Source organism: Streptomyces sp. NPDC045998 (assembly GCF_056430285.1).
This window is the reverse complement of sequence record NZ_JBWKLJ010000001.1, coordinates 1,054,379-1,076,612: the sequence shown is the minus strand read 5'-3', so window position 1 is coordinate 1,076,612 and position 22,234 is coordinate 1,054,379. Positions and strand designations below refer to the sequence as shown.

Here is a 22,234-nt window from a genome sequence, read left to right as displayed (position 1 = left end):
CGGAGATCACCGCAGCACGCCCTGGAGAACGGCCGCACGCCCCCCGGGTTCCGCCGAGTGGGTGACATACACACGACGGTATGAATCTCCGACTTATATGGGTGCGCTGGTTGACTAGCCCGTCAGACCGTGGCGCACCGCCCACAGCGCCGCCTGGGTGCGGTCCGCGAGGTCCAGCTTCATGAGGATGTTCGAGACGTGGGTCTTGACCGTCTTCTCGGAGAGGACCAGCGCCCGGGCGATCTCGCGGTTCGAGCGGCCGTCGGCGATCAGGCCGAGGACCTCGCGCTCCCGCTCGGTGAGGGTGCCGCCGCGGCCCGTGCCGCCGTTGCCCTCGTCCTGGCTGAGCAGTGCTCCGGCCACCTCCTGCTGGAGGAGGACGTGGCCCGCGTGGACGGAGCGGATGGCGCCGGCCAGCGCGTCCGGGTCCACGTCCTTGTAGACGTACCCGGAGGCGCCCGCGCGCAGGGCGGGCACGACCGTGCGCTGCTCGGTGAAGCTGGTGACGATCAGCACCCTCGCCGGGTTCGCCAGCTCGCGCAGTTTGCGCAGGGCCTCGATCCCGTCCATGCCGGGCATCTTGACGTCCATGAGCACGACGTCCGGGCGCAGCTCCTCCGCGCGGGCCACGCCCTCGGCACCGTCCGGCGCCTCCCCCACGACCTCGATGTCGTCCTGGACCTCCAGGAAGGTGCGCAGTCCGCGGCGGACCACCTGGTGGTCGTCGACCAGCAGGACGCGGATGCCGGTCTTCGCTTGGGACGCAGCCTCAGCCACCGGGGACCTCCATCTCGATCGTGGTGCCCTTGCCGGGCTCGGACTGGACCGTGAGCTTGCCGCCCACGCCGCTCGCCCGGTCCCGCATGGAGACCAGGCCCAGGTGGCGGCCCGCCCTGCGGACCGCGCGCGGTGCGAACCCCTTGCCGTTGTCGGTGACGCTGAGGAGCGCGCCCTGGCCGTGCCGGTGGAGGGAGACCTCCACCCGGTCCGCACCGGAGTGGCGCAGGGCGTTGTGCAGGGCCTCCTGGGCGACGCGGAGGACGGCCTCCTCCTGGGAGGCCGGCAGGGCGCGTATCCCCCGGGCGTCGAAGGTGACGTGCGCGCTGTGGGCGCGGTCCAGGACCTGGATCTGCGTACGCAGGGTGTGGACGAGGCCGTCCTCGTCGAGCGCGGCCGGCCGCAGTTCGACGACCGCGGCGCGCAGCTCGTCCGCGGCCTCGGCGGCGAGCGCGGCGACCTGCTGGAGCTCGCCCTTGGCGCGGGCCGGGTCCCGGTCGACGAGGGCGGCCGCGGCCTGGGCCGTCAGCCGCAGGGAGAAGAGCTTCTGGCTGACGGCGTCGTGCAGTTCGTGGGCGAGGCGCGAGCGCTCCTCGGCGATGGTGAGCTCGCGGCTGCGCTCGTACAGCCGGGCGTTGGTGAGGGCGATCGCGGCGTGCTGGGCGAGGATGCCGAGCAGCTCCTCGTCCTCCTCCGTGAAGCCGCAGCGCTGCTCGGCGCCGGCGGGTCTGTCGCAGCGCTTGTTCGCGAGGAACAGCGCGCCGATCGTCTCGTCGCCGTCCCGGATCGGCAGTCCCAGGAAGTCGGCGAGGTCGGGGTGGGCGTCGGGCCAGCCCTCGAAGCGGGGGTCCTTGCGCACGTCGGCGAGGCGCTCGGGCTTCGCCTCGTGGAGCATCGCGGCGAGGATGCCGTGCTGGCGGGGCAGGGGGCCGATCGCCTTCCACTGCTCCTCGCTGACGCCGTCCACCACGAACTGGGCGAAGCCGCCGTGATCGTCGGGCACGCCCAGGGCCGCGTACTCGGCGTCGAGCAGCTCGCGGGCCGAGGCGACGATCGTCTTGAGGACGTCGCGCACCTCGAGGTGCCTGCTCATCGCCAGCAGGGCGGTGCTGACGGCGGCCAGCCCGGAGCGGGGTGGTCGCTCTCGTCGATCGGTCATGCGTTCACGTTACCGGCGGGGTGTGACAGTCCGTATCCGCCCGGGGACGGCGGCCCCCTGGGCCCGCGGACCTAGGCCGAAGTCCCACGCGCGTCGAGGCCTTTGGACGAGGCGAGGGGCGGCGTACGCGTTCGAGGGTGGGAGCACAGAGCACCGCACGTGTGAAGGGGATGGGTGTCATGGCTGTCGCGATCATCACCGGGGCTTCCAAGGGGTTGGGGCGCGCGCTCGCGGAGGCGCTCGCGAAGGAGGGCTGGGACCTGGTGCTGGACGCCAGAACCGCCCGCGTACTGGAGGACGGCGCGCGGGCGGCGGGGGCGTACGGGACGCGGGTGGTGGCGGTGCCCGGGGACGTGACGGACGCGGCGCACCGAGCGGAGCTGGTGGCCGCGGCCCGGAGGCTGGGTGGGCTGGATCTGCTGGTGAGCAATGCCAGCGCGCTGGGCGCCGAGCCGCTCGTCCGGTTGGACGCGCTGCCGCTGGAGGGGCTGCGGGCGGCACTGGAGACGAACGTGGTCGCCGCCCTCGGCCTCGTACAGGAGGCGCTGCCGCTGCTGCGGGCGGGCGCGGGCGGCGGGACGGTGATCGCGGTCAGCTCCGACGCGGCGGTGGAGGCGTACGGGACGTGGGGCGGGTACGGGGCGTCGAAGGCGGCGCTGGACCTGCTGGCGGCGGTCCTGGCCGTCGAGGAGCCGGGGCTGCGGGTGTGGGCGGTGGACCCGGGCGACATGCGGACGGACCTGTACCGGGCCGCGGTCCCCGTCGACGACGAGTCGGGCCGTCCCAGCCCGGAGTCGGTGGTGCCGGCGTTCCTGCGGCTGCTGGCGCAGCGCCCGGCGAGCGGGCGGTACACGGCGTCCGCGCTGCTGGGGGTGGGGGCGTGAGGGCGCTGGGGCAGGGCCTGGACGCGCTGCGGGTGCCGGAGGAGCTGTCCGCGCGGGTGCCCGCCGAGCAGCGCGGAAGCGGGCGGGACGACGTGCGGCTGCTCCTGTCGCGGGGTTCGGCGGTGTCGCACCGCTCCTTCCGGGAGCTGCCGGGGCTGCTGCGGGCCGGGGACGTACTGGTGGTGAACACGTCGCCCACGCTCGCGGCCGCCGTGAGCGGGCGGATCGGCGCGGAGGCCGTGGTCGTGCACTTCTCGACGTGCGGGGACGACGGGCGCTGGGCCGTGGAGCTGCGGGCGCCGGACGGACGGGGCAGCACCCGGCCGCGCGCCGGGGGCCCGGCCGGCGGGGTCGTACGGCTGCCGGGGGGCGCCCGGCTCGTACTGGAGGAGCCGCTGGTGGCCGGTGCGGCGCGGCTGTGGTGGGCATCGGTGACGTGGGAGACGCCGGTGGCGTCGGGGGCGCTTGTGGCATCGGCGGAGGCGGTGGCGCCTGTGCCGGCCGGTGTGCCGGGGCTGCTGGCGCGGTACGGGCGGCCCATCCGGTACGGGTACACCGAGCGGGACCAGCCGCTCGCCGCGTACCAGACGGTTTTCGCGCAGCCCTCGCCGGACGGGGCGGGCTCGGCGGAGATGCCGAGCGCGGCGCGGCCCTTCACGGCCGGGACGGTCGCGGAGCTGGTGAGCCGGGGGGTGCAGTTCGCGCCGGTGACGCTGCATACGGGCGTGGCGTCGGCGGAGGCGCACGAGCCGCCGTATCCGGAGCGCTTCGCGGTACCGGCGGCCACGGCGTGGCTGGTGAACGCGGCCCGGGCCGCCGGGGGCCGGGTGGTGGCCGTGGGGACGACGGCGGTGCGGGCGCTGGAGTCGGCGGTGGGCGCGGACGGGGTCGTACGGGAGGCCGCGGGGTGGACGGACCTGGTGGTGACTCCGCAGCGCGGGGTGCGGGTGGTGGACGGGCTGCTGACCGGGCTGCACGAGCCGCGGGCCTCGCACCTGCTGATGCTGGAGGCCGTCGCGGGGCGGGAGGCGCTGGACCGGGCCTACGCGGAGGCGCTGCGGTGCCGGTATCTGTGGCACGAGTTCGGGGACGTCCACCTGCTGCTGCCCGGGCCTGTGACAGGTCCTCACTGACCGCATTGCGCGTGCAACAGATGGTGAGGTTGTTACACACCCGATGTGAGCCCGCGCATAGGACGCAGGTCACTTACGAAGCGGCGTAGTGGACATGCAAGGACCGGATCAGCGCTGGTTGAGGGGGTGGCGTGGGCGATTTGTGGCGCTTGGCGCCACCTCCTGATCCACTATCGCGGATCGTACGTCACACCTTTGCCAGGGGTTTTTGCTGCCGCTAAGAATTGCAGCCGTTGCCCGCCGAGCAGGCGCAGCGCCACCCGGCCAGGCGACGTCCCGCGATTCGAAGAGGTACGACTGCATGTCCGCGTCCAGGACTTCCGGCTTCAGCCGTCTCAAGAACAACCAGAAGAAGCTTTCCATCGCCGGCGTGGCCGCCATCGGCGCCGCCGCCCTGGCGTTCACCGCCGTTCCGAGCAACGCTTCCCCCGCGCAGACCGTCGAGCCGCAGGCCGTTGCCGCCGCCGCTCCGGTCGCCTGGGGCGGCAAGCAGGCCGCCGGCACCCTCCAGCTGGGCATCACCGACCAGCTGACCACCATCGAGCTCAAGGCGAAGGCCGACGCCGCCGCCGCGAAGGCCCAGGCCGCGGCTGCCGCCAAGGCCAAGGCGGCTGCCGCCGCCAAGGCGAAGGCCCAGGCCGAGGCCGCCGCGAAGAAGCGCGCCGCCGAGAAGGCCGCCGCCAGCCGCGCCGCCGCCCGCAAGCCGGTGTACGCGAACAACCTCGACGGCTGGATCCGCGAGGCGCTCGACATCATGAAGAAGCACAAGATCCCGGGCACCTACGAGGGCATCCACCGCAACATCATGCGGGAGTCCAGCGGTAACCCGAACGCGATCAACAACTGGGACATCAACGCCATCAACGGCGTCCCGTCGATCGGTCTCCTCCAGGTCATCAAGCCGACCTTCGACGCGTACCACATCCCCGGCACCAAGAAGAGCCAGTGGGACCCGGTCGCCAACATCGTCGCGGCCTGCAACTACGCGGCCGACCGCTACGGCTCCATGGACAACGTCAACAGCGCGTACTGAGCCGTGTGACGTCACGGCGCGCCGTGTAGCTCGTGGCGTGTGGCCGATGGCCCCGTGCGTGTGACATGCGGAAGGGCGGCACCCCGTGGGGGGTGCCGCCCTTCGCGCGTGCGCGGGGGTCAGTCCGTCACTTGCGCATGACCTCGGGCTCGTGGCGGCGCAGCAGGCGCGCCACGATCACGCCGCAGAGGGCGCCGAGGGCCAGGAGCGCGCCCATGTCGACGAACCACATACCGATCTCGTGGTCCCACAGCGGGTCGGTGTCGGTCGGGTCGTCCTGGTTGGGGAACAGGACGTTCAGCTGGGCGGTCGTGCCGGCGGCGGCCACGGCCCAGCGGGACGGCATGAGGTACGAGAACTCGTTGACGCCGACCTGGCCGTGCAGGGTGAACAGGCAGCCGGTGAAGACGACCTGGATGATCGCGAACATCACCAGCAGCGGCATGGTCTTCTCGGCGGTCTTCACCAGCGAGGAGATGATCAGGCCGAACATCATCGAGGTGAAGCCGAGCGCCATGATCGGCAGGCTCAGCTCCAGCCGGACCAGGGAGGAGCCGAAGAGCAGGCCCTCGTCCGGCACGTCACGCATCCCGAAGCCGATGCCGCCGATGATCGCGCCCTGCACGATGGTGATCAGACCGAGGACGATCACCTTCGACATCAGATACGCCGAACGTGACAGGCCGGTGGCCCGTTCCCGTTCGTAGATGACCCGTTCCTTGATCAGTTCACGCACGGAGTTGGCCGCTCCGGCGAAGCAGGCACCGACGGCCAGGATCAGCAGGATGGTCGCCGCGCTGCCGTTGGGGCCGCGCGGGCTGGGCCGGAGCCCGTAGTTCGAGCTGATCAGCGTGGAGACCACACCGAGGACGGCCGGCAGGATCACCATCAGCGCCATGAAGCCCTTGTCCGACGCGATGACGGACAGGTAGCGGCGGATCAGGGTCCACAGCTGCGCGCCCCAGCCCTGCGGCTTGGGCGGGCGCATCGCCTGGGCCGGCGGCATCTGGACGGACTGCGGGGCGACGGCGTCGAGGTCCGCGGCGTACATCTGGTAGTGCTGCGAGCCCTTCCAGCGGCCCGCCCAGTCGTAATCGCGGTAGTTCTCGAAGGCGGAGAAGACGTCGGCCCAGGTCTCGTAGCCGAAGAAGTTGAGCGCCTCCTCCGGCGGGCCGAAGTACGCCACCGAGCCGCCGGGTGCCATGACCAGCAGCTTGTCGCAGAGCGCGAGCTCGGCGACGGAGTGCGTGACGACGAGGACCGTGCGGCCGTCGTCGGCCAGGCCGCGCAGCAGCTGCATGACGTCGCGGTCCATGCCCGGGTCGAGGCCCGAGGTCGGCTCGTCCAGGAAGATCAGGGACGGCTTGGTCAGCAGCTCCAGGGCGACGGAGACGCGCTTGCGCTGGCCGCCGGAGAGGGCGGTGATCTTCTTGGTCTTGTGGATGTCGAGCTTCAGCTCGCGCAGGACCTCGTCGATCCGCGCCTCGCGCTCCTGCTCGGTGGTGTCGGCGGGGAAGCGGAGCTTGGCGGCGTACTTGAGCGCGGTCCGGACGGTCAGCTCCTTGTGCAGGATGTCGTCCTGCGGGACCAGACCGATGCGCTGACGCAGCTCGGCGAACTGCTTGTACAGGTTCCGGTTGTCGTAGAGGACGTCGCCCTGGTTGGCGGGGCGGTAGCCGGTCAGCGCCTTGAGCAGCGTGGACTTGCCGGAGCCGGAGGGGCCGATGACCGCGACGAGCGACTTCTCCGGGACGCCGAAGGAGACGTCCTTGAGGATCTGCTTGCCGCCGTCGACCGTGACGGTGAGGTGGCGGGCGGAGAAGGAGACCTCACCGGTGTCGACGAACTCCTCGAGGCGGTCGCCGACGACCCGGAACGTCGAGTGACCGACACCGACGGTGTCGTTCGGGCCGATGAGCGCCGAGCCCGACTTGGGCAGCGGCTGGCCGTTGACGTACGTGCCGTTGTGCGAGCCGAGGTCGCGGATCTCGAAGCGGCCGTCGGGGGTCGCGTGGAACTCGGCGTGGTGGCGCGAGACCTGGAGGTCGGAGACGACCAGGTCGTTCTCGAGCGCACGACCGATGCGCATCACGCGGCCGAGGGCCACCTGGTGGAAGGTGGTCGGGCTGCGGTCGCCCCCGTGGACCGGCGGCGCCCCCGCCGCGCCGCCGCCCTGGGCCGGGACCTTCGAGGCGTACTGCTGGACAGGGCCGGCCGAGGCTGCCGCGTCGCCGCCGTGCGGGCCGGCCTGCTGCTGGTGCGGTACGTGGGGCTGGTGCGGCTGCTGCTGCGGCTGCTGGTGCTGCTGCCAACCCTGGTGCTGCGGGGCGGCGGCAGGCGCCTGATGCTGCTGAGGCCAGCCCTGCTGCGGGGCCTGGTGGGGCTGCTGCGGGGGCTGGCCTTGTGAGACCTGGGGCGCCTGAGGGGCCGCGCCCTGTGCGTTGTAGGCGGCCGCGCCCGTGAAGTTCAGCCGCGGGCCGTCGGTGGCGTTACCGAGGTGGACGGCCGACCCGGGGCCGATCTCCATCTGCTGGATCCGCTGGCCCTGCACATAGGTGCCGTTGGTGGAGCCGTGGTCCTCGATGAGCCAACTGCGGCCGTCCCACCTGATCGTGGCATGCCGCCACGAGACCCTTGCGTCGTCGACCGCCAGGTCGCCCTGCGGATCCCGGCCAAGGGTGTACGACCTGGACGCATCGAGAGTCCAGGTCCTTCCGTTCAATTCCAGTACGAATTCCGGCACTCCATGCCCCACTAGTTGTCCCCCGAGTGACCCCCGTCGCGGGGAGTCCAGGGATGCGAACATCGTGGGGAACTATTTCAGGCCCGGTCCCGTATTCGAAAGTCGGGCGGTGTGAAGAGGGCGCGCAGGCCCGTGTGAGGGCACCCCCGAGTGCGTACGGATCAGGAGCGAACGGGGCAACTCGGAACTCCGCGGGAGCCGTTCGCGCGGTGCGGAATCGGTGGCGCCCGCGCGCCGCCACACGGCGCACCCGGCACTTGGCGCACGGGCACGCGGTGCACCCGGCACGCGGCACGGGCAGGAGAGCGGCGGCCTCGGTGCGGAGGCGCGGCATGATCGCGACTGGGTCGTGCCGCGGGCGGCACGGCCGGCGGTATCGGCGGGACGGCCGGTGTCGGGGTCGGGGCCGGGGTCGGGGTCGGAGGATGTGCGGAATCCGCAGAACCGGCGTCCCACGTGGGGTGCGGAGGCCGAGCCGGGGCCGCAGGCGGGTCGCGTGGTGCGCCGGCGGTGTCCGGTACGCGGGACAGGGGAAGCCCGGGCCGCCGGGGCCGGATACGGTGGGAGGACCATGAGCGCATTGCAGACCTCCGACGTACCCACCCTTCTCGTCAAGATCTTCGGGAAGGACCGGCCCGGGATCACCGCCGGGCTGTTCGACACCCTCGCCGCCTTCTCCGTCGACGTGGTCGACATCGAGCAGGTCGTGACCCGAGGCCGCATCGTCCTGTGCGCGCTCGTCACGGAGCCCACGGTGAGCACGGAGGGTGAGCTGCGCGCCACCGTCCACAGCTGGGCGGAGTCGCTGAAGCTGCAGGCGGAGATCATCTCCGGTACGGGTGACAACCGGCCGCGCGGCGTCGGCCGCTCCCACGTCACCGTGCTGGGGCACCCGCTGACCGCCGAGAACACGGCGGCCATAGCGGCGACGATCACCGGGACGGGCGGCAACATCGACCGGATCTTCCGGCTGGCGAAGTATCCGGTGACGGCGGTGGAGTTCGCGGTGTCCGGTACGGAGACGGAGCCGCTGCGCACCGCCCTCGCCACCGAGGCCGCCGAGATCGGCGTGGACGTGGCCGTCGTGTCGGCGGGGCTGCACCGCCGCGCCCAGCGGCTGGTCGTGATGGACGTCGACTCCACGCTCATCCAGGACGAGGTGATCGAGCTCTTCGCGGCGCACGCGGGCTGCGAGGACAAGGTCGCCGAGATCACTGCCGCCGCCATGCGCGGCGAGCTGGACTTCGAGCAGTCGCTGCACGCCCGCGTGGCGCTGCTCGCCGGGCTGGACGAGTCGGTCGTGGACAAGGTGCGCGCGGAGGTCAGGCTGACGCCGGGCGCGCGCACCCTGATCCGTACGCTCAAGCGGCTCGGCTACCAGGTGGGTGTGGTGTCGGGTGGCTTCACCCAGGTCACGGACGACTTGCAGGCCCGGCTCGGGCTCGACTTCGCCTCCGCCAACACGCTGGAGATCGTCGACGGCAAGCTGACCGGCCGCGTGACCGGCGAGATCGTCGACCGGGCCGGCAAGGCGCGGCTGCTGCGCCGGTTCGCCGCCGAGGCGGGCGTGCCGCTGGCCCAGACCGTCGCGATCGGCGACGGCGCCAACGACCTCGACATGCTGAACGCGGCGGGCCTGGGCGTGGCCTTCAACGCCAAGCCGGTGGTGCGCCGCGCCGCTCACACGGCCGTCAACGTGCCCTTCCTCGACACGGTCCTCTACCTGCTGGGGATCACCCGGGAAGAGGTCGAGGCGGCGGACATCGACGTGGCCTAGCGAGTGCGCGGGGCCAAAGGGGCCCGGACACCGACCCGGTGTCCGGGCCCCTTGTCGTTCGCACGGGTGGAAGGTCCGGGTGACGAAGGGGCGGGTTACTCGTGCGGCGCCCAGTAGCCGGTGAGCGTGCCGACGCCGTGTTCCACCGACTTCCAGGAGCCGGCGAACTCCACGACCGCGAACGATGCCGTCGGGAAGCCGCCGCGGTTCATGCGGACCAGCGTGTCCCCCTCCGCGCTCCCGGCGAGCGCGTCGGCAAGGGCGTGCACACCCGGGTTGTGACCGATGACGAGGAGGTTGTTCACTTCGTCGGAGGTCTCGTTGAGCAGCGCGATCAGATCGCCGAGCGAGGCTTCGTAGAGCCGCTCCTCGTACACGGTCTTGGGTCGCTGCGGCAGCTCGGAGACCACCAGCTTCCACGTCTCGCGGGTCCTGACCGCGGTCGAGCACAGGGCCAGGTCGAAGGTGATGCCCGTCTCGGCGAGCCGACGGCCGGCCACGGGTGCATCCTTGCGGCCTCGGTCGGCCAGCGGCCGGTCGTGGTCGGACACCTGGGGCCAGTCGGCCTTCGCATGCCGGAGTAGCACGATCCTGCGGGGTGTATCGACGCTCATGGCCCCAGCTTCGCATGAAAGCCGGCACGGGGCGCAGGGTGTTGACCAGCTCTCCCCTCAGGGGGAGAGCGTGTGTTGGATGTGTTCGAGTATGCGTCCCACCGCTGGCTCCCCACCCGTCGCATGCGCCTCAGCGCCCCCGGTACCGCCCCGGATTCCGCCCCCGGTGAGCAGCACCAGCAGGGCGACGAACGCCATCACCGGCAGGGTGAGGGCCCACCAGGTCAGCCGGGTGCCGACGCCGCCGGTGGCGTGGGGCCGGGGGTGCGTACGAGCCGACATGGCCGCCTCCGTGGGTCCGTGGTCCGTGGTCCGTGGTCGCGAGTGCGCGGGGCGCCGAGGCCCGGCGTCCCGATGTACCTCAGACGTTACGGATCACGGTGGCCCCGGCCCATCCGGTGATCCACCCACTTCACCCTGAGCCTGGCCCCCTAGGGGATCGGGGGGCTACCCCCCACCCCGTCAGGGCGAGGCGATCGACGCGACGATGCCGATGATCAAGCCGATCGCCAGCATCGCGCCGAGCACGCCGAGCAGCTTCTTCTGACCGTTCTGGGGGTTCGGGTCAAGCACAGGTTCCATGCCGCCCAGTTTCGCACCTCAGAGTTCGTCCTCGATCGTGCGGTCCCGTCCGGCCAGGATGCCGACGGCCATCTGCGGCACCATCAGCCCGGCCATGAGGGCCAGCGGCACGTCCCAGCCGCCGCTGTGCTGGTAGAGCGCGCCGACCAGCGTCGGTCCCGGGATGGAGATGAGGTAGCCGACGCTCTGGGCGAAGGCGGAGAGCCGCACGACGCCGCCACCGGTGCGCGAGCGCATGCCGATCATGGTGAGGGCGAGCGGGAAGGAGCAGTTGGAGACGCCCAGCAGCAGCGCCCAGAGCCACGCTCCGGCGGCCGGGGCGAAGAAGAGGCCCGCGTATCCGCTCAGGCCGCAGAGGCAGAGGGCGACCACGATGGGGCCCTGGTTCTTCATCCGCCCGGCCAGCCGGGGGATGACGAAGGCGAGCGGCACACCCATCACCATCGTCACGGCGAGCAGGACGCCCGCGGTACCGGCGGAGACCCCGGCGTCGCGGAAGATCTGCGGCATCCACCCCATGGTGATGTACGCACCGGTGGCCTGGAGCCCGAAGAAGACGCCGAGCGCCCAGGCGGTCCGGCTGCGGGTGATCCGCAGGCCCGGCGCCCCGGCGGCGGCGTCCACCGCCGGACCGGACTGCACCGGACCGGACTGCACCGGACCGGACTTCACCGGGCCAGCCTCAGCCGCTCCGGTGTCCGCCGGACCACGCTCAGCCGGGCCCTCCGCCCGACCGTCCGCCCGGCCGTCCGCCCGGCCCTCCGCCGTCGCGGCGCCCCGGCCCCTCCCCCGGTCGCGTACCAGCGGCAGCCAGGCCAGCGTCGCGAGGGCGGCGAGGGCGGCCCACACCCCGAGGCCCGTGCGCCAGCTGCCGCCCAGCGCGTCCGTCATGGGCACGGTCGCGGCGGCCGCGAGGGAGGTGCCGAGGGCCAGGGCCATCGAGTACAGGCCGGTCATGCTGCCGACGCGGTCGGGGAAGTACCGCTTGACGATGACCGGCATCAGGACGTTGCTGAGGGCGATGCCCATCAGCGCGAGGGCGCTGGCGGCGAGGAAGGCGGCCGTGCCGCCGGTGAAGGGCCGGATGGCCAGCCCGAGCGCGATGGCGGCCATGCCGGCGCACACGATCGCGGCGGGCCCGAAGCGACGGGCGAGCCGGGGCGCGGTGATGCCGAAGACGGCGAAGCACAGCGGCGGTACGGAGGTGAGCACCCCGGCCACGCTGCCGCTCATGTGCAGCCCGTCGCGGACCTCTTCGAGGAGCGCGCCGAGGCTGGTGATGGCGGGACGGAGGTTGAGCGCGGCGAGGACGAGTCCGAGGACCAGGAGCCGGGGCAGCCAGACGGCTGCGGTGGCGGTAGCGGGGGTTCTACGAGACACGGCGGCTTCCGCGCCGGAGGCGGAGCTCATTGCGGCGCTCTGCCGGGGTATGCGGGCGGGGGATTCGGTCGTGGTCGGGGTCAGCGGCTCGTCGGACATGGAACCATCATAGAATCATGGGATGATTGGCTGTCCAATCGACGGATACGTCGACGGACGCTTCCCTTCCGCCGCTTCCCTTCACGACGCCGAGGAGCACCCATGGCGCTCAGCACTCCCCGCCGGTCCGGGCTCACCGATCAGGTGATCGCCGAGCTCCGGAACCAGATCACCTCGGGCGAGTGGCCGATCGGTTCGCGCATCCCCACCGAGCCGGAGCTGGTCCAGCAGCTGGGCGTGGCCCGCAACACGATCCGCGAGGCGGTCCGCGCGCTGGCGCACAACGGCCTGCTGGACATCCGCCAGGGGTCGGGCACGTACGTCATCGCCACCAGCGAGCTCGCCGGGGTGATGCACCGCCGCTTCTCCGGCGCCGACCCCAGGCACATCGCCGAGCTCCGCTCCACGCTGGAGTCGGCGGCCGCCCGCCTGGCCGCGGAGCGCCGCACCGACCGGGACATGAAGCAGCTGGACGCGCTGCTCGCGCGGCGCGAGGAGGCCTGGGAAGCCGGGGACGCGGAGCGGTTCGTGGCGGTGGACTCGACGTTCCACCTGGCCGTGGTGGCGGCGTCGCACAACGACGTCATGACGGAGCTCTACGCCGACCTCGGGCATCTCGTACGCGACTGGCTGCGCGAGGACGTGGGGCAGGAGCTGCGGCCGGAGTACCACATGGACCACGCGCGGCTGGTGGAGGCCATCCGCGCGGGCGACGCGGAGCGGGCGGCCTCGGAGGCGGCCGGCTACCCCTTCATGTGCCTGCGCCAAGCCGGCGCGGCGGCCGTCGATCGGGAAGCAGAGCCGGCCGATCAGCCGCGTACGGGCTCGTGAGTGATCCAGGCGGCCCGTACTTCCTTCCAGCACCGCTCGGTCAGCTCGGCGTAGGCGGTGGGGGCCACCTCGACGGCGGCGCTGTCGGAGTCGATGTCCCACCAACGGTCGCACTCGACGTGCAGCCGGACCCGGTCCGTGTGGGGGTAGGGGTTGTGGCAGTGCGCGGTGACGCGCGAGCCCTCGACCGACGTACGGCATGAGGCGACGTACCGTTCGAGGTCTTCGGCATAGGCCTGGGCGCTGAGGGCGGGCCCCCACAGGAGGGCCGCCACCGCCACCAGGGCCAGGTGGTGCTTCGTACGCACAGCCACACCTCCTCCCCGATCAACGGACACGAATATCCGTTCTGCACCAGTGTGCCGTGATCACGGTGACTCTTCGACTCGAGCGACGCCGGCCCGGGCACGCGCGCCATGCGCGAAGGGCCGCGCACCCCGTCCGTGACGGAGTGCGCGGCCCTTCCGGTACGCGGGTTTGCGCGATGGGTTTACGCGCTGGTGTACGCGCTGCGTGTACGCGGTGGGTCAGGCGCCCATGATGTGCACGCCGCCGTCGACGTGCACGATCTCGCCGGTCGTCTTCGGGAAGAAGTCCGACAGCAGCGCGACGACGCCGCGGCCGGCCGGCTCCGGGTCGGACATGTCCCACTGGAGCGGGGAGCGCTCGTCCCAGACCTTCGCGAGCTCGCCGAAGCCCGGGATGGACTTGGCGGCCATCGAGCCGATCGGTCCGGCCGAGATCAGGTTGCAGCGGATGTTCTGCTTGCCCAGGTCGCGGGCGAGGTACCGGCTGGTGGCCTCCAGCGCGGCCTTGGCCGGGCCCATCCAGTCGTACTGCGGCCAGGCGTACTGCGCGTCGAAGGTCAGGCCGACGACCGAGCCGCCGTTCTGCATCAGCGGCAGGCAGGCCATCGTCAGCGACTTCAGCGAGAAGGCGGAGACGTGCATCGCGGTCGCCACGGACTCGAACGGCGTGTTGAGGAAGTTGCCGCCGAGCGCGTCCTGCGGCGCGAAGCCGATGGAGTGCACGACGCCGTCGAGGCCGCCGAGCTCCTCGCCGACCACGTCCGCGAGCCGGTTCAGGTGCTCGTCGTTGGTGACGTCGAGCTCGATGACCTTGGCGGGCTTGGGCAGCTTCCTGGCGATGCGCTCGGTCAGCGTGGGCCGCGGGAAGGCCGTCAGGATGACCTCGGCGCCCTGCTCCTGGGCCACCTTGGCGGTGTGGAAGGCGATGGACGACTCCATCAGCACACCGGTGATCAGGACCCGCTTGCCCTCGAGAATTCCGCTCATGTGATCAGTGACCCATGCCCAATCCGCCGTCAACCGGGATGACGGCTCCAGTGATGTACGAGGCGTCGTCGGACGCGAGGAACCGGACGGTGGCGGCGATCTCCTCGGGCTGCGCGTAGCGGCCGAGCGGCACCTGGGCGACGATGCCCGCGCGCTGCTCCTCGGTCAGCACCTTGGTCATGTCGGTGTCGACAAAGCCGGGTGCGACGACGTTGAACGTGATGTTGCGCGAGCCCAGCTCACGGGCGAGCGAGCGCGCGAAGCCGACCAGCGCGGCCTTGGAGGCGGCGTAGTTGGCCTGGCCCGCCGAGCCGAGCAGGCCGACCACGGAGGAGATGAGGACGACGCGGCCCTTCTTGGCGCGCAGCATGCCGCGGTTGGCACGCTTGACCACGCGGAAGGTCCCGGTGAGGTTGGTGTCGATGACGGAGGTGAAGTCCTCCTCCGACATGCGCATCAGCAACTGGTCCTTGGTGACGCCGGCGTTGGCCACCAGCACCTCCACCGGACCGTGCTTCTCCTCGATCTCCTTGTAGGCCTGCTCCACCTGCTCGGCGTCGGTGATGTCACACCTGACAGCAAGGAAGCCCTCCGGCGGCTCGCCGGACCGGTACGTGATCGCGACCTTGTCGCCGGCGTCGGCGAACGCGCGGGCGATGGCGAGGCCGATGCCCCGGTTTCCTCCGGTGACAAGAACCGAGCGGCTCAACAGATCACCCTTTCCCTTGCATGGTGTGGTACCCCGAAAACCTATCGGTCCCGCTGGTCGTACGCGGAATCGGCCTCTGACAGTGGCGTACGGGCCGCGCTGTCGGGTCCCTACAGAAAACCGCTGGCGGGACCACGGAAAGCACTGGGCAGCGAACCGTGCGGCGCGACATGATCGGAGGCGACCGGTCTCATACGACAGGAGACATTCGTGCCTCATTCCATCGACGAAGCCTTCACGGCGCTGCCGCTGCGGGCCCTCGCCGACGCGGCGCTCGCGCGGGCCCGGGCGCTCGGCGCCGAGCATGCCGACTTCCGTTTCGAGCGCGTACGCAGTGCCTCGTGGCGGCTGCGGGACGCCAAGCCCGCCGGGTCGTCGGACACCACGGACCTCGGGTACGCGGTGCGGGTGGTGCACGGCGGGGCGTGGGGGTTCGCGTCCGGGGTCGACCCGACCATGGACGCGGCGGCGAAGGTCGCCTCGCAGGCCGTGGCCATGGCGAAGCTGTCGGCGAAGGTCATCGCGGCGGCGGGCGCCGACGAGAGGGTCGAGCTCGCCGACGAGCCGGTGCACGCGGAGCGCACGTGGGTCTCGGCGTACGAGATCGACCCCTTCACCGTGCCGGACGCGGAGAAGAGCGCGCTGCTGGCGGAGTGGAGCGCGCGGCTGCTGCGCGCGGACGGGGTGGCGCACGTGGACGCGTCGCTGATGACCGTCCACGAGAACAAGTTCTACGCGGACACGGCCGGGACCGTCACCACGCAGCAGCGCGTACGGCTGCACCCGCAGCTCACGGCGGTGGCGGTGGACGCCACGACCGGTGAGTTCGACTCGATGCGGACGCTCGCGCCGCCGGCCGGGCGCGGCTGGGAGTACGTGACCGGCACCGGGTGGGACTGGGACGCGGAGCTGGAGCAGATCCCGGAGCTGCTCGCGGAGAAGATGCGGGCGCCGAGCGTGGAGGCGGGCAGGTACGACCTGGTCGTCGACCCGTCGAACCTGTGGCTGACGATCCACGAGTCGATCGGTCACGCCACCGAGCTGGACCGGGCGCTCGGCTACGAGGCGGCGTACGCGGGCACCTCCTTCGCCACCTTCGACCAGCTGGGCAAGCTGGTGTACGGCTCGCCGATCATGAACGTGACGGGTGACCGGACCGCCGAGCACGGCCTGGCGACGATCGGGTACGACGACGAGGGCGTCGAGGCGCAGAGCTGGGACCTGGTCAAGGACGGCGTCCTCGTCGGCTACCAGCTCGACCGGCGGATCGCGAGGCTGACGGGGCTGGGCCGGTCGAACGGCTGCGCCTTCGCGGACTCGCCGTCGCACGTGCCGGTGCAGCGGATGGCGAACGTGTCGCTCCAGCCGGATCCGGGCGGTCTGTCGACGGAGGACCTGATCGGGGGCGTGGAGCGCGGCATCTACGTGGTCGGCGACCGCTCCTGGTCGATCGACATGCAGCGCTACAACTTCCAGTTCACGGGGCAACGGTTCTTCCGCATCGAGAACGGGCGGCTGGCCGGGCAGCTGCGCGACGTCGCGTACCAGGCGACGACGACGGACTTCTGGGGCTCGATGGAGAAGGTCGGCGGCCCGCAGACGTACGTCCTGGGCGGCGCCTTCAACTGCGGCAAGGCCCAGCCGGGCCAGATCGCGGCGGTCTCGCACGGCTGCCCGTCGGCCCTGTTCCGGGGCGTGAACATTCTGAACACCACGCAGGAGGCCGGTCGATGAGCCCCGTCAGCAAGCCGTACGAGATCGTCGAGCGGGCCCTGGAGCTGTCCCGCGCGGACGGGTGCGTCGTCATCGCGGACGAGCAGTCGTCCGCGAACCTGCGCTGGGCAGGCAACGCCCTGACGACGAACGGTGTCACCCGGGGGCGGACGCTCACCGTGATCGCCACCGTGGACGGGGCGCAGGGCACCGCCTCCGGTGTGGTGTCGCGGTCCGCGGTGACGGCCGAGGACCTGGAGCCGCTGGTGCGGGCCGCCGAGGCGGCGGCGCGGGCGGCCGGGCCCGCCGAGGACGCGCAGCCGCTGGTCTCCGGGGTCGCGGCGTCGCCGGACTTCACGGACGCGCCCGCCGAGACGTCCTCGGCGGTCTTCGGGGACTTCGCGCCCGCGCTGGGCGAGGCGTTCGGCCGGGCCCGCGCGGGCGGGCGGGAGCTGTACGGGTTCGCGAACCACGAGCTGACGTCGACGTACCTGGGTACGTCGACGGGGCTGCGGCTCCGGCACGACCAGCCGTCCGGGACGCTGGAGCTGAACGCCAAGTCTCCGGACCGGACGCGCTCGGCGTGGGCGGGGCGGGCGACGCGGGACTTCAAGGACGTGGATCCGCTGGCGCTGGACGCGGAGCTCGCGCGGCGGCTCGGCTGGGCGGAGCGGCGGATCGAGCTGCCCGCCGGGCGGTACGAGACGCTGCTGCCGCCGACCGCGGTGGCGGACCTGCTGATCTACCAGATGTGGTCGGCGGCGGGCCGGGACGCGGCGGAGGGCCGCACCGTGTTCTCCAAGCCGGGCGGCGGCACGCGGCTCGGCGAGACCCTCTCCCCGCTCCCGCTGACGCTGCGCAGCGACCCGTACGAGCCGGGCCTGGAGTCCGCGCCGTTCGTGATCGCGCACGCGTCGGGCGACGACTCGTCGGTGTTCGACAACGGGCTGCCGCTGGAACCCACCGCGTGGGTACGGGAGGGGCGCCTGGAGCGGCTGGTGACCACGCGGCACAGCGCGGGGCTCACGCACCTTCCGGTGGCTCCGGCGATCGGCAACCTGGTGCTGGACGGCGGTGGCGAGCGGTCGCTGGAGGAGATGGTGGCCTCCACGCGGCGCGGGCTGCTGCTGACCTGCCTGTGGTACATCCGCGAGGTGGACCCGGCGACCCTGCTGCTGACCGGGCTGACCCGGGACGGGGTCTATCTCGTCGAGGACGGCGAGGTCGTCGGCGAGGTGAACAACTTCCGGTTCAACGAGTCGCCGGTCGACCTGCTGTCGCGGGCCACGGAGGCCGGCCGGACCGAGAAGACGCTGCCGCGTGAGTGGAGCGACTGGTTCACCAGGGCGGCGATGCCGCCGTTGCGGGTGCCGGACTTCAACATGAGTTCGGTCAGCCTGGGCGTCTGACCCCCATAGACTGGCAGGGAACACCGCACTGTTCGATCCCACTTCGTTCAAGGAGAGACGTCACCGTGACGGACATCGTCGACGAACTGCAGTGGCGGGGGCTCATCGCCCTCTCCACTGACGAGGACGCACTGCGCAAGGCGTTCGCGGACGGTCCCGTCACGTTCTATTGCGGCTTCGATCCGACGGCACCGAGCCTGCACCTGGGCAATCTGGTGCAGATCCTCACCATGCGCCGGATCCAGCAGGCGGGCAACCGCCCGCTGGGTCTGGTCGGCGGGGCGACGGGCCTGATCGGCGACCCGAAGCCGAACGCGGAGCGCACGCTGAACTCCCCGGAGGTCGTCGCCGGCTGGGTGGAGCGCCTGCGGGCCCAGATCGAGCGGTTCCTCGACTTCGAGGGGCCGTACGCGGCGACCATGGTCAACAACCTGGACTGGACGGCGGGGCTGTCGGCGATCGACTTCCTGCGGGACGTCGGCAAGTACTTCCGGGTGAACAAGATGATCACCAAGGAGGCGGTCGCGCGGCGGCTGAACTCCGACGCGGGCATCAGCTACACCGAGTTCAGCTACCAGATCCTGCAGGGCATGGACTTCCTGGAGCTGTACCGCCGCCACGGCTGCGTCCTGCAGACCGGCGGCAGCGACCAGTGGGGCAACCTCACCGCGGGCACCGACCTGATCCACCGGGTCGAGCCCCACGCCACGGTGCACGCCCTGGCGACGCCGCTGATCACCAAGGCCGACGGCACCAAGTTCGGCAAGACCGAGTCCGGCACCGTCTGGCTGGACCCCGAGCGGACCACGCCGTACGCGTTCTACCAGTTCTGGCTGAACGCGGACGACCGGGACGTCTCCAAGTTCCTGCGGATCTTCAGCTTCAAGTCCCGCGAGGAGATCGAGGAGCTGGAGAGGCTCACCGAGGAGCGGCCGCAGGCCCGTGCGGCCCAGCGGGCGCTGGCCGAGGAGCTGACGACGCTGGTGCACGGCGCGGAGCAGTGCGCCGCCGTCGTCGCCGCGTCGAAGGCGCTCTTCGGGCAGGGCGAGCTGGCGGAGCTGGACGAGGCGACGCTGGCCGCGGCGCTGGCAGAGCTGCCGCACGCCCGGGTCACCGAGCTGGGCCAGGTGGTGGACCTGTTCGTCGAGGTCGGCCTGGCGCCGAGCAAGTCGGGCGCCCGCCGCACGGTGAAGGAGGGCGGCGCGTACGTGAACAACGTCAAGGTGACCGCCGAGGACGCCGAGGTCTCGGCCGAGGAGCTGCTGCACGGGCGCTGGCTGGTGCTGCGCCGGGGCAAGAAGAACCTGGCGGCGATCGAGGTCGCGGCGGGCTGACGCCCCGGGGCGGATGACGAAGGGCCGAGGCGGCCCGGGCACGGAGGACGCGCCCGGGCCGCCTCGGCCTGTTGCACGGCCGGTCAGGCGCGCTGTTTTCTGCCGCGCATCGACATGTAGAGCATGTCGCCGACTCCGACGATGACGACCGCCGCCACGACTTGCAGGGCGTGCCGGCCCCAGTCGATGCCGGGCGTCGCCTCGATGCCGAACGCCCGGGCGAGGGCGTTGCCGACGATGCCGCCGATGATGCCGAAGATGGTGGCCAGCCACAGGGGGCTGTGCTGCTTGCCCGGCAGGATCGCCTTGGCCAGCAGACCCAGCACGAATCCCACGATGATCGCCCACAACCAGCCCATGGCTGCCTCCTCGGTACAGATCGGTACAGATCGACATGAGCAGTCATCGACAGTGTGCGGGTCCGCGCCGTACGGCGCATGTCGGAGCGAACCGTACGCGGGATGCAGGGGGGCGTATGGCCTGGTGAAGTGTGCCCCGCTCTCGAACGGGACGCAGGGCGGGCGTACCGTGGAAGCAGGTCCGGTCCGGGGAGTGTCCGGCACAGACGTCGGGTGGTGGAACGCGATGCGGAAGCGTGGTCATGACGAGGTCTTCCGGATCACCGGCGCCCGGCAGGGCCTGGCCGACGACGTACGGGGCCGGCAGCGCCGCTATGTGATCTCGATGTCGGTGCGGACGTTGGCGGTGATCGCGGCGGCGTCCCTGTGGAACGTGGAACGGCATGTGGCGATCGTGGCGCTGGTGCTCGGCGCGGTGCTGCCGTACATCGCCGTGGTGATCGCGAACGCGGGCCGGGAGACCGCTCCCGGGATGCCGTCGAGCTTCGTCGTCACGCCGACGCCCACGCATCCGATGCTGGAGGCGCCGGAGCCCGCGGCGGACGACGACCGGGAGCCCGCGCAGCCGCCCGTACGGGAGAAAGCGGAACGTCAGCCGGAACCCGAAGGGGAACGGCAGTACGAGCAGAGGTGACCCGCGGCGGCCGGGGAGGCGCCGGTCGGCGGGCATACAAGCTCAAGAAAAGCTCAGATCAATCATGACGTTCCAGTGCACTGCGACGGGGTGTGCGTGACATACTGCGTAGGCGCTCCGCATCCCCCGTCGGAGCGACGGACCGACGCCGGGCAGCTCCCCCCGTGGCTGCTCGGCGTCGCCTTTGTTCGGGCCGTTTTCGTTTGGACGTGTGGTGAGCGACGAAACCCAGCCGGAGAGCCAGCCGGAGACGCAGCAGGCGAGCCGGCCCATCTGTTCCGCCAAGGGCTGCCGGACGGCCGCCGTGTGGGTCCTGGCCTGGAACAACCCGAAGCTGCACACGCCGGAGCGCCGCAAGACCTGGCTGGCCTGTGACGAGCACCGCGAGCACCTGTCCCAGTTCCTGGGCGTGCGCGGGTTCCTCAAGGACGTGGTGACGCTCGCCGAGTGGGAATCGGGCTCGGCCGACCGCTGAGCGGCCCCCCGACCGCTGAGCGGCCGCCCGACCGCCGAGCAGGGCGGCCACGCCGACCGCCGCGTCCGGGCTCCGTGCTCGGGGCCCGGGCCTCAGCCGCCGATCGCCGACATGGGGCGGTCCGGCTGCAGGAAGCTCGGGTCGTCCAGGCCGGAGCCGGCCTTCTTGCCCCACATCGCGAGCTTCCAGATCCGGGCGACCTCCTCGTCGGGGGCGTCCGAGCGCAGCGCGGCCCTGAGGTCGGTCTCCTCCCGGGCGAAGAGGCAGGTGCGCACCTGGCCGTCCGCCGTGAGGCGGGTGCGGTCGCAGGCCCGGCAGAAGGGACGCGTGACGGAGGCTATGACGCCCACGCGGTGCGGGCCGCCGTCGACGATCCAGCGCTCGGCGGGGGCCGACCCGCGCGCCTCGTCGGGCTCGGGCGTCAGCGTGAAGCGCGTACGCAGGGACTCCAGGATGTCGCCGGCGGTGATCATGCCGTCGCGCTTCCAGCCGTGCTGGGCGTCGAGCGGCATCTGCTCGATGAAGCGCAACTCGTAGTCGTTCTCCACGGCCCAGGCCAGCAGGTCGGGGGCCTCGTCCTCGTTGAGCCCCGGCATGAGGACGGCGTTGACCTTCACCGGGGTGAGGCCGGCGTCGCGGGCGGCGGTGAGGCCGTCCAGGACGTCGTGGTGGCGGTCGCGGCGGGTGAGGGTCTTGAAGACGTCGGGCCGCAGGGTGTCGAGCGAGACGTTGACCCGGTCCAGACCGGCGGCCTTGAGGGCGGTGGCGGTGCGCTTCAGCCCGATGCCGTTGGTGGTCAGGGACATCTTGGGGCGGGGCTCCAGGGCGGCGCAGCGCTCGACGATGCCCACGAGCCCGGGGCGCAGGAGCGGCTCGCCGCCGGTGAACCGGACCTCGGTGATGCCCAGGTCGGTGACGGCGATGGTGATCAGCCGGACGATCTCGTCGTCGGTGAGCAGGTCGGGCTTGGCGAGCCACTGCAGCCCCTCTTCGGGCATGCAGTACGTACACCGCAGATTGCAGCGGTCGGTGAGCGAGACCCGCAGGTCAGTGGCCACGCGGCCGAAGGTGTCGATGAGCACTGGGGCCCCCTCCCCCGAGTTACCGGGATCCGTCTACCAGCGAGACTACGCGAGACCACTGACAACGACACGGGCCATTGTCCACAGGAGCGGCGGGGGGGGGGGGGGGGGGGGGGGAAAAAAAGCCAACAACCCCCCTCTTTTTGGTGGTCGTGGGGGGGTCTCTAGCACCAACTACGGGGGTTGCGCTTCCCATCTCATCTTTCCCCTTC

The 22,234-nt window shown here is 71.7% G+C and carries 22 protein-coding genes; 10 read left to right on the top strand and 12 right to left on the bottom strand.

Annotated elements, in window-relative coordinates; all coding sequences use genetic code 11:
* Positions 1-114: 114 nt before the first annotated feature.
* Positions 115-777, bottom strand: coding sequence for a response regulator (locus AC07FJ_RS04825; RefSeq protein WP_479045177.1), 663 nt, complete (start codon positions 775-777; stop codon positions 115-117).
* A complete protein-coding gene (locus AC07FJ_RS04820) occupies positions 770-1,936 on the bottom strand; it encodes a GAF domain-containing sensor histidine kinase (protein WP_479045175.1) in 1,167 nt (388 codons plus the stop codon). The genes AC07FJ_RS04825 and AC07FJ_RS04820 overlap by 8 nt, the downstream gene beginning before the upstream one ends.
* 179 nt (positions 1,937-2,115) lie before the next feature.
* Between AC07FJ_RS04820 and AC07FJ_RS04815 the strand changes: the two genes are divergently transcribed.
* The 3 genes from AC07FJ_RS04815 to AC07FJ_RS04805 all read left to right on the top strand — a co-directional run bounded on the left by AC07FJ_RS04815 (position 2,116) and on the right by AC07FJ_RS04805 (position 4,986).
* Positions 2,116-2,820: an SDR family NAD(P)-dependent oxidoreductase gene (locus AC07FJ_RS04815; protein WP_479045173.1), complete on the top strand. Its 705-nt coding sequence runs from the start codon at positions 2,116-2,118 to the stop codon at positions 2,818-2,820.
* Complete coding sequence (locus AC07FJ_RS04810; protein ID WP_479045170.1) at positions 2,817-3,953, top strand: S-adenosylmethionine:tRNA ribosyltransferase-isomerase; 1,137 nt, start codon at positions 2,817-2,819, stop codon at positions 3,951-3,953. The genes AC07FJ_RS04815 and AC07FJ_RS04810 overlap by 4 nt, the downstream gene beginning before the upstream one ends.
* Positions 3,954-4,254: 301 nt before the next feature.
* On the top strand, positions 4,255-4,986 hold the full coding sequence (locus AC07FJ_RS04805; RefSeq protein WP_468293334.1) for a transglycosylase SLT domain-containing protein: 732 nt from the start codon (positions 4,255-4,257) through the stop codon (positions 4,984-4,986).
* 127 nt (positions 4,987-5,113) lie between these two features.
* Here the strand turns inward: AC07FJ_RS04805 and AC07FJ_RS04800 are convergent, their stop codons facing one another.
* Positions 5,114-7,729: an ABC transporter ATP-binding protein/permease gene (locus AC07FJ_RS04800; protein WP_479045168.1), complete on the bottom strand. Its 2,616-nt coding sequence runs from the start codon at positions 7,727-7,729 to the stop codon at positions 5,114-5,116.
* Between the two features lie 571 nt (positions 7,730-8,300).
* Here AC07FJ_RS04800 and serB point away from each other — a divergent pair.
* Positions 8,301-9,506: a phosphoserine phosphatase SerB gene (gene serB / locus AC07FJ_RS04795; RefSeq protein WP_479045165.1), complete on the top strand. Its 1,206-nt coding sequence runs from the start codon at positions 8,301-8,303 to the stop codon at positions 9,504-9,506.
* A 95-nt stretch (positions 9,507-9,601) separates the two neighbouring features.
* On the opposite strand, the gene AC07FJ_RS04790 is transcribed toward serB, so the two are convergent.
* The 4 genes from AC07FJ_RS04790 to AC07FJ_RS04775 form a co-directional block, all read right to left on the bottom strand.
* Positions 9,602-10,120 (bottom strand): SixA phosphatase family protein, encoded by a 519-nt coding sequence (locus AC07FJ_RS04790; protein ID WP_479045163.1) that lies wholly within the window; start codon positions 10,118-10,120, stop codon positions 9,602-9,604.
* A gap of 57 nt (positions 10,121-10,177) precedes the next feature.
* The gene (locus AC07FJ_RS04785; protein WP_479045162.1) at positions 10,178-10,402 is read right to left on the bottom strand and encodes a hypothetical protein; all 225 of its coding nucleotides are present in this window, start codon (positions 10,400-10,402) and stop codon (positions 10,178-10,180) included.
* A 180-nt stretch (positions 10,403-10,582) separates the two neighbouring features.
* Positions 10,583-10,702: an SGM_5486 family transporter-associated protein gene (locus AC07FJ_RS04780; protein WP_361415062.1), complete on the bottom strand. Its 120-nt coding sequence runs from the start codon at positions 10,700-10,702 to the stop codon at positions 10,583-10,585.
* An 18-nt stretch (positions 10,703-10,720) separates the two neighbouring features.
* The gene (locus AC07FJ_RS04775) at positions 10,721-12,181 is read right to left on the bottom strand and encodes a CynX/NimT family MFS transporter (RefSeq protein WP_479045159.1); all 1,461 of its coding nucleotides are present in this window, start codon (positions 12,179-12,181) and stop codon (positions 10,721-10,723) included.
* 102 nt (positions 12,182-12,283) lie between these two features.
* On the opposite strand from AC07FJ_RS04775, the gene AC07FJ_RS04770 reads away from it, so the two are divergent.
* Positions 12,284-13,012 carry a FadR/GntR family transcriptional regulator gene (locus AC07FJ_RS04770; RefSeq protein ID WP_479045157.1) on the top strand — a complete coding sequence of 243 codons (729 nt, stop codon included), beginning with the start codon at positions 12,284-12,286 and terminating at the stop codon, positions 13,010-13,012.
* On the opposite strand, the gene AC07FJ_RS04765 is transcribed toward AC07FJ_RS04770, so the two are convergent.
* The 3 genes from AC07FJ_RS04765 to fabG all read right to left on the bottom strand — a co-directional run bounded on the left by AC07FJ_RS04765 (position 12,991) and on the right by fabG (position 15,016).
* A complete protein-coding gene (locus AC07FJ_RS04765; protein ID WP_479045156.1) occupies positions 12,991-13,320 on the bottom strand; it encodes a hypothetical protein in 330 nt (109 codons plus the stop codon). The two genes, AC07FJ_RS04770 and AC07FJ_RS04765, sit on opposite strands and share 22 nt — an antisense overlap.
* Before the next feature lie 219 nt (positions 13,321-13,539).
* The gene (fabI, locus tag AC07FJ_RS04760; RefSeq protein WP_361415054.1) at positions 13,540-14,307 is read right to left on the bottom strand and encodes an enoyl-ACP reductase FabI; all 768 of its coding nucleotides are present in this window, start codon (positions 14,305-14,307) and stop codon (positions 13,540-13,542) included.
* Between the two features lie 4 nt (positions 14,308-14,311).
* Complete coding sequence (gene fabG / locus AC07FJ_RS04755; RefSeq protein WP_361415052.1) at positions 14,312-15,016, bottom strand: 3-oxoacyl-[acyl-carrier-protein] reductase; 705 nt, start codon at positions 15,014-15,016, stop codon at positions 14,312-14,314.
* A 210-nt stretch (positions 15,017-15,226) separates the two neighbouring features.
* On the opposite strand from fabG, the gene AC07FJ_RS04750 reads away from it, so the two are divergent.
* The 3 genes from AC07FJ_RS04750 to tyrS all read left to right on the top strand — a co-directional run bounded on the left by AC07FJ_RS04750 (position 15,227) and on the right by tyrS (position 19,472).
* Positions 15,227-16,750, top strand: a complete 1,524-nt coding sequence (locus AC07FJ_RS04750; protein ID WP_479045154.1) for a TldD/PmbA family protein — start codon at positions 15,227-15,229, stop codon at positions 16,748-16,750.
* Positions 16,747-18,138 (top strand): metallopeptidase TldD-related protein, encoded by a 1,392-nt coding sequence (locus AC07FJ_RS04745; RefSeq protein WP_479045152.1) that lies wholly within the window; start codon positions 16,747-16,749, stop codon positions 18,136-18,138. The genes AC07FJ_RS04750 and AC07FJ_RS04745 overlap by 4 nt, the downstream gene beginning before the upstream one ends.
* A gap of 65 nt (positions 18,139-18,203) precedes the next feature.
* On the top strand, positions 18,204-19,472 hold the full coding sequence (tyrS, locus tag AC07FJ_RS04740; RefSeq protein ID WP_479045151.1) for a tyrosine--tRNA ligase: 1,269 nt from the start codon (positions 18,204-18,206) through the stop codon (positions 19,470-19,472).
* Positions 19,473-19,555: 83 nt separating this feature from the next.
* Here the strand turns inward: tyrS and AC07FJ_RS04735 are convergent, their stop codons facing one another.
* Positions 19,556-19,831 carry a GlsB/YeaQ/YmgE family stress response membrane protein gene (locus AC07FJ_RS04735; RefSeq protein ID WP_361415044.1) on the bottom strand — a complete coding sequence of 92 codons (276 nt, stop codon included), beginning with the start codon at positions 19,829-19,831 and terminating at the stop codon, positions 19,556-19,558.
* A 226-nt stretch (positions 19,832-20,057) separates the two neighbouring features.
* Here AC07FJ_RS04735 and AC07FJ_RS04730 point away from each other — a divergent pair, with 226 nt between their 5' ends.
* Positions 20,058-20,465 (top strand): DUF3099 domain-containing protein, encoded by a 408-nt coding sequence (locus tag AC07FJ_RS04730; protein ID WP_479045149.1) that lies wholly within the window; start codon positions 20,058-20,060, stop codon positions 20,463-20,465.
* Between the two features lie 214 nt (positions 20,466-20,679).
* Entirely contained in the window at positions 20,680-20,940 is a 261-nt protein-coding gene (locus AC07FJ_RS04725; protein WP_479045147.1) for a hypothetical protein, read from the top strand.
* Positions 20,941-21,032: 92 nt separating this feature from the next.
* On the opposite strand, the gene moaA is transcribed toward AC07FJ_RS04725, so the two are convergent.
* Positions 21,033-22,022 (bottom strand): GTP 3',8-cyclase MoaA, encoded by a 990-nt coding sequence (gene moaA / locus AC07FJ_RS04720; protein ID WP_468293294.1) that lies wholly within the window; start codon positions 22,020-22,022, stop codon positions 21,033-21,035.
* Positions 22,023-22,234 lie beyond the last annotated feature (212 nt).